Origin of the sequence: Luteolibacter sp. AS25, assembly GCF_046736275.1 — a bacterium.
In the GTDB taxonomy this organism is placed as follows: domain Bacteria; phylum Verrucomicrobiota; class Verrucomicrobiia; order Verrucomicrobiales; family Akkermansiaceae; genus Luteolibacter.
This window is the reverse complement of the sequence record NZ_CP151837.1, coordinates 1,904,163-1,918,405: the sequence shown is the minus strand read 5'-3', so window position 1 is coordinate 1,918,405 and position 14,243 is coordinate 1,904,163. Positions and strand designations below refer to the sequence as shown.

General features: G+C 49.1%; 22 protein-coding genes. 21 read left to right on the top strand and 1 reads right to left on the bottom strand.

All coding sequences use genetic code 11. The annotated features are described in order from the left end of the window. The first annotated feature begins 247 nt into the window (after window positions 1–247). The 13 genes from AAGA79_RS08865 to AAGA79_RS08805 all read left to right on the top strand — a co-directional run bounded on the left by AAGA79_RS08865 (window position 248) and on the right by AAGA79_RS08805 (window position 8,273). Complete coding sequence (locus tag AAGA79_RS08865; protein WP_411825378.1) at window positions 248–721, top strand: low molecular weight protein tyrosine phosphatase family protein; 474 nt, start codon at window positions 248–250, stop codon at window positions 719–721. A gap of 129 nt (window positions 722–850) precedes the next feature. Next, window positions 851–1,078 carry a hypothetical protein gene (locus AAGA79_RS08860; RefSeq protein ID WP_411825422.1) on the top strand — a complete coding sequence of 76 codons (228 nt, stop codon included), beginning with the start codon at window positions 851–853 and terminating at the stop codon, window positions 1,076–1,078. A gap of 56 nt (window positions 1,079–1,134) precedes the next feature. Continuing rightward, window positions 1,135–1,641 (top strand): hypothetical protein, encoded by a 507-nt coding sequence (locus AAGA79_RS08855; RefSeq protein WP_411825435.1) that lies wholly within the window; start codon window positions 1,135–1,137, stop codon window positions 1,639–1,641. 99 nt (window positions 1,642–1,740) lie between these two features. Continuing rightward, window positions 1,741–2,106, top strand: a complete 366-nt coding sequence (locus AAGA79_RS08850) for a hypothetical protein (protein WP_411825434.1) — start codon at window positions 1,741–1,743, stop codon at window positions 2,104–2,106. A 176-nt stretch (window positions 2,107–2,282) separates the two neighbouring features. After that, window positions 2,283–2,564, top strand: a complete 282-nt coding sequence (locus AAGA79_RS08845) for a hypothetical protein (protein WP_411825433.1) — start codon at window positions 2,283–2,285, stop codon at window positions 2,562–2,564. Between the two features lie 722 nt (window positions 2,565–3,286). Continuing rightward, window positions 3,287–3,685 carry a hypothetical protein gene (locus AAGA79_RS08840; protein ID WP_411825432.1) on the top strand — a complete coding sequence of 133 codons (399 nt, stop codon included), beginning with the start codon at window positions 3,287–3,289 and terminating at the stop codon, window positions 3,683–3,685. A 361-nt stretch (window positions 3,686–4,046) separates the two neighbouring features. Continuing rightward, window positions 4,047–4,436, top strand: coding sequence for a hypothetical protein (locus tag AAGA79_RS08835; RefSeq protein WP_411825431.1), 390 nt, complete (start codon window positions 4,047–4,049; stop codon window positions 4,434–4,436). 112 nt (window positions 4,437–4,548) lie between these two features. Further along, entirely contained in the window at window positions 4,549–4,908 is a 360-nt protein-coding gene (locus AAGA79_RS08830; protein WP_411825430.1) for a hypothetical protein, read from the top strand. A 118-nt stretch (window positions 4,909–5,026) separates the two neighbouring features. After that, window positions 5,027–5,401 carry a hypothetical protein gene (locus AAGA79_RS08825; RefSeq protein WP_411825429.1) on the top strand — a complete coding sequence of 125 codons (375 nt, stop codon included), beginning with the start codon at window positions 5,027–5,029 and terminating at the stop codon, window positions 5,399–5,401. Window positions 5,402–5,889: 488 nt separating this feature from the next. Further along, window positions 5,890–6,300: a hypothetical protein gene (locus tag AAGA79_RS08820; RefSeq protein WP_411825428.1), complete on the top strand. Its 411-nt coding sequence runs from the start codon at window positions 5,890–5,892 to the stop codon at window positions 6,298–6,300. A 708-nt stretch (window positions 6,301–7,008) separates the two neighbouring features. Next, window positions 7,009–7,506, top strand: a complete 498-nt coding sequence (locus tag AAGA79_RS08815; RefSeq protein WP_411825427.1) for a hypothetical protein — start codon at window positions 7,009–7,011, stop codon at window positions 7,504–7,506. Between the two features lie 49 nt (window positions 7,507–7,555). Then, window positions 7,556–7,909 (top strand): hypothetical protein, encoded by a 354-nt coding sequence (locus tag AAGA79_RS08810; RefSeq protein WP_411825426.1) that lies wholly within the window; start codon window positions 7,556–7,558, stop codon window positions 7,907–7,909. A 145-nt stretch (window positions 7,910–8,054) separates the two neighbouring features. After that, window positions 8,055–8,273 (top strand): hypothetical protein, encoded by a 219-nt coding sequence (locus tag AAGA79_RS08805; RefSeq protein ID WP_411825400.1) that lies wholly within the window; start codon window positions 8,055–8,057, stop codon window positions 8,271–8,273. A 258-nt stretch (window positions 8,274–8,531) separates the two neighbouring features. On the opposite strand, the gene AAGA79_RS08800 is transcribed toward AAGA79_RS08805, so the two are convergent. Next, entirely contained in the window at window positions 8,532–8,984 is a 453-nt protein-coding gene (locus AAGA79_RS08800) for an ASCH domain-containing protein (protein ID WP_411825425.1), read from the bottom strand. Between the two features lie 142 nt (window positions 8,985–9,126). Between AAGA79_RS08800 and AAGA79_RS08795 the strand changes: the two genes are divergently transcribed. The 8 genes from AAGA79_RS08795 to AAGA79_RS08760 all read left to right on the top strand — a co-directional run bounded on the left by AAGA79_RS08795 (window position 9,127) and on the right by AAGA79_RS08760 (window position 14,159). Next, on the top strand, window positions 9,127–9,558 hold the full coding sequence (locus AAGA79_RS08795; RefSeq protein ID WP_411825424.1) for a hypothetical protein: 432 nt from the start codon (window positions 9,127–9,129) through the stop codon (window positions 9,556–9,558). Window positions 9,559–9,606: 48 nt separating this feature from the next. Beyond that, on the top strand, window positions 9,607–10,029 hold the full coding sequence (locus tag AAGA79_RS08790; RefSeq protein ID WP_411825423.1) for a hypothetical protein: 423 nt from the start codon (window positions 9,607–9,609) through the stop codon (window positions 10,027–10,029). 78 nt (window positions 10,030–10,107) lie between these two features. Then, window positions 10,108–10,335: a hypothetical protein gene (locus tag AAGA79_RS08785; RefSeq protein ID WP_411825422.1), complete on the top strand. Its 228-nt coding sequence runs from the start codon at window positions 10,108–10,110 to the stop codon at window positions 10,333–10,335. 59 nt (window positions 10,336–10,394) lie between these two features. Next, complete coding sequence (locus tag AAGA79_RS08780; protein WP_411825421.1) at window positions 10,395–10,838, top strand: hypothetical protein; 444 nt, start codon at window positions 10,395–10,397, stop codon at window positions 10,836–10,838. A gap of 297 nt (window positions 10,839–11,135) precedes the next feature. Beyond that, window positions 11,136–11,660 carry a hypothetical protein gene (locus AAGA79_RS08775; RefSeq protein WP_411825420.1) on the top strand — a complete coding sequence of 175 codons (525 nt, stop codon included), beginning with the start codon at window positions 11,136–11,138 and terminating at the stop codon, window positions 11,658–11,660. Between the two features lie 62 nt (window positions 11,661–11,722). Further along, on the top strand, window positions 11,723–12,145 hold the full coding sequence (locus tag AAGA79_RS08770) for a hypothetical protein (RefSeq protein WP_411825419.1): 423 nt from the start codon (window positions 11,723–11,725) through the stop codon (window positions 12,143–12,145). 546 nt (window positions 12,146–12,691) lie between these two features. Next, window positions 12,692–13,297: a hypothetical protein gene (locus AAGA79_RS08765; protein ID WP_411825418.1), complete on the top strand. Its 606-nt coding sequence runs from the start codon at window positions 12,692–12,694 to the stop codon at window positions 13,295–13,297. A gap of 547 nt (window positions 13,298–13,844) precedes the next feature. Continuing rightward, window positions 13,845–14,159, top strand: a complete 315-nt coding sequence (locus AAGA79_RS08760) for a hypothetical protein (RefSeq protein WP_411825417.1) — start codon at window positions 13,845–13,847, stop codon at window positions 14,157–14,159. Window positions 14,160–14,243: the final 84 nt, after the last annotated feature.

The window sequence follows — 14,243 nt, the reverse complement described above, 5'->3', positions numbered from 1 at the left end:
CCACCGTTCGAGGTGACGAACGTAATATGGTCGGGCCTTCTCTGAGACTCTCTCCCGCTCCAAGAGTTCAAGGAACCGACGGGAAAAGTCTTCCCTTTTGCGACTTGTCATCTCTACAGAACCCTATATTTTCAATCAAACAGCAACTGAAATCTCCCGAACAATCTACCTAGGTGAGGAAAATTATCCCACACGGTGAACTAACGGAATTTTTCCCTCATCAATCTAATAAACTGTTAGGCAAATAATGAAAGATGACCAATGGCCGCGTGAGAAGAAGTGGCGACACCTCTACACGAGAAGCGTCAAGGTTCGCCGGGCGCAGCAGCTTGGTTTCGACTACCCACGCCTCAATGAGCGTGAGCAACTGGAGACAGAGATCCTCAACGTGCTTTTCGTATGCACGATGAACAAATGGCGAAGTCCGACTGCAGAGAAGATCTATTCCAGCCATCCACTCCTGAACGTTCGGTCAGCGGGGACGAGCAGCAAGGCCAAGCACAAGTTATCCGTGGGTGATGTGCGTTGGTCAGATCTGATTATCGTCATGGAAGAGAAGCATTCTGAGCGAATTCGGGCTGAATTTCGCCAGGAGCTCGAATACAAAGAGCTACATGTCCTAGGAATCGAAGATAGGTTCCAATACATGGATCCGGAGCTAATTGAGGAACTCCAGCAGCCTCTAGACCCCATATTGCTCGTCCACACTCCCAGCGAATAAACCAAGAAGCCTAACAAGGCGGAGATGGCGACGCCGAGGAAGCCGTCTGATCAATTTTGAGCTTTGCCCCGGCGCCGCCATTCCTATAACGTTCTGCTATAACGTAGACCAACGCACGTTGAAGAATAAGTGCAATGTGAATGGCTGAAGTTACTAGTTACCGTCTGCTCACCGGAGGCGGTCGTTCGAGAGCGGGGGAGTAAGCGGATTTCAGTTGTAGCCTGGTTCTTTGGTCGCGAGATTTCAGATTTCGAATACACTCAACCAACTGAAGCGGATGAAATCGGGCAGTCAGGGTTCCTCGTAGAAAGACCGGCAGAACAAGGCGGAGATGCCGACGCCGAGGAAGCCGTCTGATCAAATTGGGAGTTTACACCGGCGCCGCCATTCCTATAACGTTCGATAAGAAATTTATGAGCCAATCCGCACACAATGCTTCGATACAAGCGAGCGCGACACGTGAGGCAGCAAGGCAGCAGTCGAGAGCAACAGCGTTTGCAGCACAGAAGCAAATCGAGCACGAGACCGCGGTTCGTGAGGCTAAGGAAGTCCGTCTCAAGGAGTGCATAGAGGCATACGCGTCTTTAGACGAATCCGCCCTCTTTCGTAAGAGCGACAAGGATCTAGCGCATTTCCAAGCGACACATCCTCCGGAGTCCCCGCAATACGCACTCGCGATCAACGAGTGGAATCGTCGATTGATCGCTCGACAGATCAAGTCCACTCGCTTTTCGGCATTTATTGGATTCATTGGGATTATCATTGGTGCGTTGATTGGATGGGGACTGAGTTCAACGCCAGCCCCGCAATTGAAAATACCAGAGTATCGTCAAGTTGAAGATCAACCCAAAGACGACAAGCAAAGGAAGAATCCAAATCAGGTTCCGCCACAGACCAAGACCCAACCAGATACGGAATGAAGAGAATCGAACAAGGCGTAGGAGCCGACGCCGATGAAGCCGTCTGATCATTTTGGATCTCCTCCCCGGCGCGGCTCTACTATAGCGTTCTGCAAATAAATGAAGATCGCGATTTCCGGCTATAATGAATTGCGATGCCTCCACTTAACTTTGTGCGAGGCAAAGTTCCATGCTGAGCCCGACCGCAAAGAGATTCAGGGCTCTTCCTTTGTCGCAGATACGGCAAATAAGGTGTTCGACATGCTCATTGAGGAAGCTCCGTCCGATAAAGTTGCGGAAGACTGGAAGTCCCATCGCGTGCTTCAGCCCAATTCGATGATATTGCCAGCGATCAGGACTCGATGTGACGAATGGTTTAGGGCTAATTCACTAACACGAGAAGAGAAGATCGAATTTATCAAGGACGTTGCTGCTCCATATTCACTAACAGATCCATTAATTTCTGTCATTCTCGGGGATCCATAAAGAAAAGCAGAACAAGGCGGAGGAGCCGACGCCGAACACGCCGTCTGATTAATTTGGGAGTTGACCGCGGCGCGGCTCTCCTATAACGTTATCCAAAGAAATCGAAGACCTTGCAGAGTAATTCCATAACAAATGCTCTCATCAGATGCATTCGCTCGGACGACAGAGCGTCAGGTTTGTTCGAACTGGCTAATCCTGATCTAGGCCTGTGGGTGCTGGAACTCGAATACACGCGCGGAGCTGCTGTTGCAGACCAAGTTGCTGAGATCACCAAGCATCTTCTGGCGAGTATCGACCAACTGGAAAGAATCAAAAAAGGCAGCAATGATTTCACCCTTCATCTCACTCTCGAACTTGATGAAAATACGCCGCTTGTTATCCCCCCGAATCTCTCCAAAATGATCTCAGAATACGGGATCAGCATTGAAGCCTATAACAACCAAAATGAAGAAGGATAACAAGTCGGAGATGGCGACGCCGAGGAAGCCGTCTGATTAATTTTGAGCTTCACCCCGGCGCCGCCATTCCTATAACGTTCGGCAAGAAATTTGATGAGACACTTTTTGATTGGATCCGGACTATTCACTCTGCTAAGCGCTACAGGCTTTAGACTACGCGATGCTAGAGCGCCCATCAAATATCCAGATTATCTAAATCCATCATTCGTCATTGAGACCCTCTCTCACAATGGTCTTATAGAGCATTTCGTCGCTGGTTGGGGTGTTCCACTTGGGTTGACGATATTCTTTTACCCTATTTACAAGTGCTTTGGTACAGATATCAAAAATCATTTTAATTGGGATAGATTCTTTTTCGTCGCTGCAATTGGTTTGACCTTTATTTTGTCTTTGGTTTGGGAGCTTGGTCACCAACGTGGTGTTACTTGGTATCAACTCCCATTCGATTGGATTGGAATCGTTCTGTATGCATTCATATATTTCCGATGGGAATTTCCAAGATTCTACCAAACCGTGGAAAAGTAAAAGAAGCCGAACAAGGCGGAGATGGCGACGCCGAGGAAGCCGTCTGATTAAATTCGGAGCTTTACTCCGGCGCGCCATTCCTTAGACGTTCTGCAAGAAATGAAGAAGCACCTCAGATGATAAGTAACTTTGGACTTCGCCATATTCCTAGATGGTTTGCACCACTTCTCGGAGCCTTGATAGCGTTCGCTTTAGCGATGAAGCAAGTCCGCACTGGCGGAGAGCAGGATTTCACCTTTGCGATAATTTTCGGCGCACTCGGACTCTTTGGCGGCATAACCTTGCTTGTTGCCGATCAAAGCTCAACACAACGCGAGAATGAACTAGCTCGCAAGCCGAACAGCGATCCACAGTTCAGAACTATTGCGAGAGTAATGGCACTGATTGGTCTCGTTATATCCATTATGCCAGTGGTTGGCGTAGTTTTCTGCCTGGCCGCGCTAGCCGCGAATATTCGGCATAAGGGGTGGCCACGAATCGTAAGTTCTATCGGGGTGGCAATCGGCATTGTGGTCACAGGGATCCTTTTCACGCTGCCCGAATCAAACAAAGAAGCAGAACAAGGCGTAGGAGCCGACGCCGAACCCGCCGTCTGATTAAATGCGGAGTTTCCACCGGCGCGGCTCTACTGTAACGTTGGGCTTCGTTTGCTCATTGCAGTGTTTAAGAAAAACGCTGCTAGAGTGCGGATTCTCATGTCTGTCAGAAGAAGGGGAGCTTCTCAGTTCTCGTCCATTGCCCACCAGGCTTTGCGGAGGATGATTTCGAAAATCAAGCTGGGAGTTTGCGGAGTTGCGTTAGCATTGGCTCGGCTACCTGTCCGTCAGATTTGGGTCGGTATTTCAGATTGTTCGCTAGTCTAGCCCAACAAGGCGTAGGAGCCGACGCCGATGAAGCCGTCTGATCAATTTTGAGCTTTACCCCGGCGCGGCTCTACTATGACGTTCACCAAGAAATATGAAGAAATCTTTATTCCAAGCGCTGTTTGCTGCCACGACGTTAATCGTGATATGCTTCCTTACACTTAAGGCGTTGAAGACGGCAGCATCACACAATACTAAGATCAACGAGTTTTACTCTTCAACATTCTACGAGTATCGTAAGTTTGAAGAGCGGGATTACCTCGGCAAAGAGGAGCAGATTGCTGGTGAATTGGCACGTGCAGAAAGTGGACGGATTATTTTGAGACGGTCTGATGGTAAGCCGTCCTTGGGACTCGAAGTGTCTGAAGAGATGGGCAGCCTCCCCGATTCGCTACTCGGCAAGCCTGTCGAAGTAAGTGTTGGCCGGAGATTGAGTCGCAAGTCGATTGGCGTCTATTACTACGAGCTTAGATCGGTAATCTAACAATGAAGAAGGTGAACAAGGCGGAGATGGCGACGCCGAGGAAGCCGTCTGATCAATTTTGAGCTTCACCCCGGCGCCGCCATTCCTATAACGTTCGCTAAGAAATAAAAAAATGACTACCCCAGAATCGATAGAGAAAGTCCGCACCGGGCAGAAGTTCATCATCTATGGAATCCTTCTCAATATTGCAGTGATTCCTTTGAATCTCATGTCAGAGAGTCAGCCGCTTCTGGGCGTGATAGCTTTGATCTCTGGATTGGCGTCTCTAGTGCTTGCTGTTATCGGCATTATCCGAATGTCCGCCGGGTTAAGCTACGGAGTCGGATTCAGATTACTTTTTTGCGCTCTGATCATCATTCCATTGATTGGACTCATTACGATGGCAGTGCTCAATGGAAAGGCTACCAAGTTCTTACGTGATAGCGGGCATAAAGTAGGCCTCCTAGGCGCAAGGCCGCTTACATCCGAGTGATGTCGAGACCGGTCGAAAGAATAAAGCGAACAAGTCGGAGATGACGACGCCTAGGAAGCCGTCTGATTAAATCGGAGCTTTACGCCGGCGCGCCATTCCTATGCCGTTCGCCAAAGAAATGATGTTTAAACCCGAAGAGTGGGAGAAGCGACTTGAGCGGACATCCGCACTAGCAGTTGTCCCCAAAGAATCATTTTCAGCGTGGATTTCTGAGATCGCCCCATCACATCCACTCAAGTGGGCAGCGGAGCGTATTCTGAAGAGCCGTGAACCAGTAGTTTGGATAATTTCAAGCACGGGCACTTTCGATTCATCAGCTCATTTCGACGAGTTTGTCGACGGTCTGAAGCGAGGACTCATGATTTCCGAATTCAGAGAGGTTACCGCTGACGAGAGTCTTTGGCCACCTTTGACCAACAGCACATTTGCCGAATACTTTAACCTTCAGATTTTTGATCACGTGGCATCATCCGGCTACCTCGTAACAAAATAACAAGGCGAACAAGGCGGAGATGGCGACGCCGAGGAAGCCGTCTGATCAAATTGGAGCTTTTCACCGGCGCCGCCATTCCTATAACGTTAGGCAAAATAAACGTAATCAACACGTAGACTTGAACAAGCCCAAGAAGACCAAAACGAGCATAAAGTGGCTTGTCGTAGCAGGTCTAGTCGCCGCAACTGTTGGGCTAAGCATGATCATTCACCCGACGACGTATCACTCTTCTGGAGGAATCGGACAATATGCTAGAACTCCAGTGACCACAGTCTTTACTGGTAACGAAACAGTGTTTGTAGGTTTTATCGTCTTATTCTTAGGAGGCTTTATTCTCGTTATCGCCCGCAGAATCCGCAACCCAAACAAGGCAAATACATCCAAATCAAAGAAGCCTAACAAGGCGGAGATGGCGACGCCGAGGAATCCGTATGATTAAATTCGGGCTTCCCACCGGCGCGCCATTCCTCTAACGTTCTGCAAAGAAAATGAAGACCAAGAAGATACTAGTGCCCCCATTAACACCGGTTGTTATCGTTTTGATCACTTGCGCATACGTTTTCTTTTTGCAGGCAACTACTCTTGGGATAAGTAGAGGCGGAATACCTTACACCGCTCATTATCGGGCGGCGCAAACCCTCACGGTATTTAGCCCTGTCGTGTATCTTTTGTTTGTATTTGTGAACTTGATCGACGCTAGCTTCGATAAGCGAAGTGCTACTGCACAATGTATCAGCACACTCCTGATCGTGATTATTTTCGGAACTCTGTTGTCATGGATCTTTGAAAGGCCGGAGGTAGATCTGGTTTCTTTTTTCGGTGTTACATCTGGATTTGGTGTGGCAATAGCACTCATCATCCCCATGACTGTAGCCAGACGTTTCACGCATCTAAGTTGAAATAGTAATCCACAAAAATCGACACAAACCAAACCGCCTGAATAATATTTTATTTCTACTTCCCACCTAAATCATAATTAAACTATAAAAATGAGATATTATTTAATTATTTGTATATTCATGGGATTCATAACTGATTATTGTTTTTCTCAGACGGCGTGGAAGGATGATTGGCGGACGTCTTCCATTGCCGAGCTAGAGAAGCATTGTCGGCAAGGAGGCAGAGGAGGGTGGACAGAAGAAAAAGTAATCGAAGCTTTCGGGAAGCCAGACAACAAGGTCTCCCCTGAGGATTTTCGAATGCGTGAAGCACATATGAGCTACAAGCTATACTCAGGTCTCACTTTTCAGGTAGTCAGGAATCAAGACACAGACACGAAGAGATATGGTGACAAGTATTTCGCAACATTTCAGGTAATCGATCCTGAAGTTGATGAGGGCAACCTAATAAGATGGTCGGTCAATGTATCGAGACCACTAACCGACGCAGAGAAGAAAGAATTTCGCGATATGATTGAGAGGTCACGAGCGGTTCCAGAACAACCAAGCTTGCCACCGACTGACACACCACCGTCAAAACTAGATAGTAAGACATCCCACAGTAAATGAAGAAGCAGAACAAGGCGGAGATGGCGACGCCGAGGAAGCCGTCTGATTAAATTGGGAGTTTACACCGGCGCCGCCATTCCTATAACGTTCGCTTAAGAAATGAATCGTATCAAACTTCTTCTGTTGATAGTGCTTTTCACCTCGTGTCGGAGTGGTGAGGAGCGGACTATCCAGCGAGAAGCCGGCTCTGATCATCTCACGCACGTGATACTGCAAAGTACAGTAAGCGAGGATCGGCTGAGGAGGATTCTCTGGCAAAGAGGTTATCCTGATGAGTATGCCCAACTAATTGCAGAGGCCGAAGCATCACGGAGTGGCGATGACCCATTCATACCGCCGATCACAACCCCGGATCGCGATCTTATTCCCATAGGGTTCCATGATCGCCCGCCAATAATTCCGACAATCTTGGCTCAATTAGGTTGGCCTCTACCGGACGGAGCAGAAGCAATTTATCGTGCTGAGGAAGGAGTTATCGAGATTACGCACCAGCAAGAAGCAATCCGTGCATTCAAGGAGCACTTTCCTGAACTGGTCGAAGATAAAAACAAAGCGAACAAGGCGGAGATGGCGACGCCGAGGAATCCGTCTGATTAAATTCGAGCTTGACCCCGGCGCGCCATTCCTATGACGTTCTGCAAGAAATATGAAGACATTTACGGCAAGCATCGTTCTCTTATCCTCAATTTGTTCAATTTCGCACGCCGAACCTGTAGTAGTCGAGGCAATGCATGGCCAATTTTTGCATGTGAGAGATGCAGTCGCAGGTGCTGATGATAACTTTTTGAGATTAGATCAAATCGTTGCAATCGAGGTGGGAGAGAAGGGGAGAGGCGAAGCAATTCAATTTCTAGTAACTATTCGAACTACCGCTGCTACAGGAGGATACAACGTGACCAATAATCTTTCCTACGAACTTAGATTCAAGACTAGAGAAGAGGCTCAAAGAACCGCTGATCATATAATGAAAACCATTGTAGTGCAGACAAACCAAAAATAAAAAAGCAGAACAAGTCGGAGATGCCGACGCCGAGGAAGCCGTCTGATTAAATTGGGGCTTTCCCCCGGCGCCGCCATTCCTATAACGTTCGCCACAAAACCGGACAGTGATTTTCCCAGTCGGCTTTGGTTGAGGGCGGATTCCTATGTCAGTCAGATTGATTCTCGCTGAATCGTTCGCAACCAATGGCTCAACCAACTGCATTCACAGCGGTCAGTCAGATGAATTTGCACTTTTCCGTTCCGAAGCACTGGCTCGGGTTGGGGGACAGATTTCAGGAGACGTTTTCCGTGGATGCAAGCCGTCAGAACCAAACCGGGCGAACAAGGCGGAGATGGCGACGCCGAGGAAGCTCTCTGATTAAATTGGGGCTTCCCACCGGCGCCGCCATTCCTTTAACGTTCTGCAAAGAATCTGCAATGAAAGCATGTAACCCTGTTCGCAGCGGCCTATGAATCCCTGGCTACCTCTAATTCTTCTCTCAGCACTCGCTGGAGGAGTATCCGCCTTTCTAATTCGGAGTTGGTGGGCGATATTTATGGGAGGTGCTGTTCCCTGGCTCGGGTTGTTGGGAGTCCTTCTATACTACGAGTATTTAGTGCCTTATAGTGGCGGAGGAGCTTCAATGTGGCCAGTTGCTCAACTCTTCGCTGGCACAGTGGCAGCAGCAGTAGGTGCTTCGACTGCGGCGATAATCCATATCAGAATCAAGAAGAGGCAGAACAAGTCGGAGATGGCGACGCCGAGGAAGCCGTCTGATTAATTTGGGAGTTGACCCCGGCGCCGCCATTCCTATGACGTTGTGCAAAGAAAGCACCTTGCCGAGTTTTAGGGTGTGATAGACCTGCCCTGATTGCGCGCCCCAAGCCGCATTTCCCGTGCTAAGTTTGCGACCTTTGTATTCCACGATCATCGTTGGGACGGTCGCGCCGTAGCCATTCTTGAACTCCACCACATCATATTCCTTGCCGTAGATGCGGGAGTTTATCCACTTACCAGGCACGCGATATTCCTCCTTCTTGATTCCAGCTGCGATCATGTTGAACCACTGGCGTTTTAGAGTCAGGCGTAGCACTCGTAATCCCGCACAACAAGGCGGAGATGGCGAGCCTAAGAGCGCCGCCTGATCATTTTTGGAGTCAGTGGGTGTCAGGGTTTTGGGATAGTTTCATTGGTTTCAGATGCCGCCATTCCTAGGGCGTTCTCCAAAGAAATTGATGAATTCCAAACTCAGATCAATCGCCATCACGATCGGGTTTTGCGTCCTCATCTTAGCTCTTTCTCCAGCTTACTGGATTCTTTCAGCGTTAGGTTCAATGGGAGGTGGTCCAGAAGACGACATTGTGATCGTTTACATGCTGGTTCTACCGATTCTAATTCACGGCTTTCTGGTAGGACGATATGGATACAGATCTGCGATTATTAGCTCACTTGTCCTCTTCAGCGTAGTGGCTACTTTATGCGTGGCTCGCCATTTGGACATAAGCGGTCGTATGGGATATTCGGAGTGGCACGCAAGGCGATCTCTCGAGGCTTTAGCATGGAGCATTCCGTGGTTCGTTGGCGCTGGCTGCTTCTCCGCACTGCGGAAGACCAAAACACAGGAGAACAAGGCGGAGATGGCGACGCCGAGGAAGCCGTCTGATTAAATTCGAGCTTTACACCGGCGCGCCATTCCTATGACGTTCGGCAAAGAAATGAAGACCATCCAAAATGATCGCCTTTGCGCGGTAATCGTATTGATTGGCGGAATTCTGATTCTTGTAGGCTCTTCGATGCTTACAGGTGTGTTCGAAGTCAATCCGATCCGAGAAGGCGTTGAGATAGCTCTCCTGATTTGGCTCGCGACTGGTTCTACCATCGCCCGCTGGATAATCGGGATTCTCTCTGCGCTGGTCGTTGTTGTGGCAATCATTGGCGGGTTCTGGCTTGTGTCCAACGGCTTGGATATTTCGCGATTGGCGGCGAGTCAGCAGTTGGCTCATGCAGTGGTTGCTCTAGCAGTTGCGGCACATGGCTACGTTGCTTGGAGACTACTCTTAAGACCGAGACAAGACCGGACAAAATACAACAAAGAAGCCGAACAAGGCGGAGATGGCGACGCCGAGGAAGCCGTCTGATTAAATTCAGGCTTTTCACCGGCGCGCCATTCCTTTAACGTTCTGCTATAACGTAGACCAACGCACGTTGAAGAATAAGTGCAATGTGAATGGCTGAAGTTACTAGTTACCGTCTGCTCACCGGAGGCGGTCGTTCGAGAGCGGGGGAGTAAGCGGATTTCAGTTGTAGCCTGGTTCTTTGGTCGCGAGATTTCAGATTTCGAATACACTCAACCAACTGAAGCGGATGAAATCGGGCAGTCAGGGTTCCTCGTAGAAAGACCGGCAGAACAAGGCGGAGATGCCGACGCCGAGGAAGCCGTCTGATCAAATTGGGAGTTTACACCGGCGCCGCCATTCCTATAACGTTCTCCAAATAAATCCGTATGAAATGGTCATGGAAATCTTTCTTCATCCACCTAGTCGCTGTCTTCATAGCGGCTCTTGGAGTCTCATTCTTGGTGAGTCTGGTGATCGACGCTCAGCGCGACACAAACTCTACAGATTCAACCGTCATTTCGATGGCGTTTGGCGGAGTTTTGACAACAGTTCTCTACTCACTAATAGGCGGTTGGAAAGGTTGGAACCTAAAGATGCTTCTGATCGTCGGATTCTTAGTTACTGGCCTCTACTCAGGGAATTTGGTTTTCGGCATTCTCGCTGTAGTAATGTCGTCAATTGGCTATTTCATTTCAAGTAAGGCTCGTGGCCTTATCACTTACTACGCAATACCGAAGGAAGAGCCCCATACCGACCAAGAGCCCCAACCCCTAGACGACAAATCAAAGGGAGAACAAGTCGGAGATGGCGACGCCGAGGAATCCGTCTGATTAATTTGGAGCTTTCCACCGGCGACGCCATTCCTATAGCGTTCAGCTAATGAAGAAGACTCAGTTCTTTGCTAATGCTTTTTAGTTACGGACTGACGAGTTTTCGAAAGTCCCAGAGCTGGCGAAAAAAAGAAAAACTGGGTGCTCGGGTTATGTGAATTCCATGATTCGAAGTTGTCAGAACAGGTCGGGGCTGACAAAGTGCTGAACAAGCCGGAGATGGCGACGCCGAGGAAGCCGTCTGATTAAATTTAAGCTTCACCCCGGCGCGCCATTCCTATAACGTTCGCTAAGAAAATGAAGACTCCCACCGCAGTGATTCTGGCGATGAGTGCGCTAGACTGCGCTGGAACGAACGACTTTGTTTCGTGGGCGATAGATGAGCTGCTCGCTGGCAACGAATCTGAAGCTCTGGCGGTGCTGGCGGGATTCGACGAAGGAGTGTCATCCTTCGAGCTGCAGGAGTATTTTGAGAAGGCGAAGAGAGAGCTCGGAGTTTCTGAACCTACGAGGTCTGAGGCACTAGGTCAGTATACGACTTACCTGGTTCAGAGTATTCTAGATCCTGATAGCGATTACAGGCCGATTGTGGCTAAGCTGGCCACGCTTTGCCACACGAACAATTACCCGTCTAATTTGATGGAATGGTATGAGCTAGACGACGGCCTTGCAGACCTCGCATCAGCCAAGAATTATCCATTTGCTTACCCCGAGCTTCACGGAGCCAACCCTAAAGATGTCGTCGAGAAGGTAGCGCGCGAATTCATAAAAGCGAACAAGGCGCAGATGGCGACGCCGAGGAAGCCGTCTGATCAAATTTGAGCTTTACCCCGGCGCGCCATTGCTATGACGTTCTGCAAAGAAATGAAGACCACTTCTCGCCAATGACACAACGTCATTCCACGCGTATCCTAGCGAAGGTGGCTTTGGCAGTCGTTATACTTGTCGGCATCGTCTTTTTGCTAAGACCGAACAGAGAGGCGAAGGCGCTTTCATTAGTTGGCTATGGCACAATCATCGACTCCGAGACACAGGTCATTGGGACGAGCAGTCAGTATTGGGCGCGAATTGCTTGTGATCCTGAAGAGGTTCGGGAGTTTCTCAAGCGATCGCCCTATGTCCGGACATTCTCTTTGCCCGATAAGATTCAAGACAAGTTTAGTGATGGTTTCATGAAGTGGCCTTCCAACTTCTCAGATTATTCTGACGATTTGGTAAGCTACGAAGTTGGGACTGGGAGATTTGCGCTCGTCGCATTCAATGACAAGGGGGACGACGAGGTGCTTTACGTCGTCTGGAGCCATTGATATGACCACCTCGATAATACAAAAACAAGCAGAACAAGGCGGAGATGGCGACGCCGAGGAAGCCGTCTGATTAAATTGGGGCTTTACACCGGCGCGCCATTCCTTTGCCGTTCTCAGAAAGAAATTAAGAAACTAGCAAAGCCAGATGACCATTTGACCATGAAAGAGAAAAAGCAAAAACTAATCACACTCTTCGAGGTAACCGGATCATCGTTAGCTATTCTATATGCACTGCTAATTGCCTCAAACACTGGAAGTGAATTACTTGGTTTTACACTCCTATTGATTTCAGCCTTACTTTTTGCTGGCTGGGCGGTTATCGACAGAAGGTGGGCGTTCCTGACACTTCAATTCTTCTACGCAGTATCAGCAATAATCGGTCTAGTTCGGTGGAGTTAGAACAAAATTCGACAAATAAAAGAAGAATGAATCTTCCAAAAAGACACTCGAAAACAATCAAAACCAACAGGCGAGCTGGTGAGAACCAGCCGATCGTGGCAACGGCTAACGCCGTCGCCACATCTCGACGTTCGATAAAGAAAAAATATGTCTCACCACGATACCGCGAACACTCTCTATCAAGCCACGCAAGCGGCCGAGCAGAAATTCGAATATTTCATCACGGGAGCGATCGGTGCGATGTTCGCGTATTCCGTCCAGAGCTTCATTCCGAGATGTATTGATTCAATTTTCGCGGCATTGGAGCCGGTTGCGATTATCTGCTTTGCCGTCGCATTTCTTTGCGGGCTGAGACGTATGGAGTGTCTTTTTAATTTTCTAGGTATCAGTTACGAGAAGAATCTGGCGCTTGGGGATGCGAAGGTGACTGAGGAGGCTTTGCGCAGGATGGCAGCGGATCCGATTCAGTATCGACTACGAGAAGGATTATCCGTTGAGGCGGTTGCAAAGGATGCACAGGCTGACAGAAGTCGCGCCAAGTCCGCTGATCCTTTATTGGACTCATTAGGCAAGAAGGTTCGAACACTTCACCATTGGAGGAATAGACTGATGATCGCAGGATTCTTCCTGATTTTTTCAGCGCGAATCGTGACTCCATACTTAACCAGCCCCAAACGGCCAATCCCAAGACCAGTCCCAGTATCACAGCCAGTGCCCACATCTCAACCGTCCACCAATCCTGCGAAGAATTGAAGAAATCGAACAAGGCGTAGGAGCCGACGCCGAACCCGCCGTCTGATCTTTTTTCAGCTTTACCCCGGCGCGGCTCTACTATGACGTTAGCGAGTAAAAATCAGAAGCTATTGGAGCGCGGATTCTTATGTCTGGTAGATGAATTTGCGCCTTTCCGTTCTCGGGTTTGGCATCGCACGTTGGCGGCGCTTTTGGATTAGAAAAATGAAGAGCCGTGGAGTTGGCGGGCTTGCGGTTCTTCCGGCGAAGGATGTGGTCAGTCAGATGGATTTGCGCCGTAGCGTTCTCCTGCATTGGCTGGGGTAGGGTGCTTGGGTTCCGGTCGTATGTATCGGCTCGGATTGGGTGTTGGGCGTTCCGTAGTTTGGAGCCGTCAGAATTGCCGCTTCGCTAACAAGGCGTAGTAGGCGACGCCGAGGAATCCGCCTGAACAAATTGGAGCTTTCCCCCGGCGCCGCCTATACTATATCGTTCTCCAAAGAAATGAAGACTAAACAAAAACACCACGCCAATGTTTGAACAGATGTTAGGCGTTAGCCTCGAAACAATGCGGTTCCTCTCGGGCGTCGCAGCAATCTGCACTTTCGCGCTCTACATCTATCGACTATATACCGTGATTCACTGTATGTCACGGCATCCAGACGATTTTCCGTCTCATGTTGATCGCGTTGTCTGGTCGGTTCTGGCAGTAATTGTTCCGCTAGGCATTGGTGCTTATTTATACGACCTTGGTTCTCGTAAGAATCCAATCCAGCTAATGTTTCTCGTCCCGTTTACCGGCGTGGTTCTTTCGGTTGGATACGTCATGCTCAAGATCTGGCCGCGTAGCACTAACTTCCAATTCGACTTCCTCGGGATGTAACAAACAAAGAAGGAGAACAAGGCGGAGATGGCGACTCCGAACCAGCCGTCTGATTAAATTCGAGCTTTTCTCCGGAGCGCCATT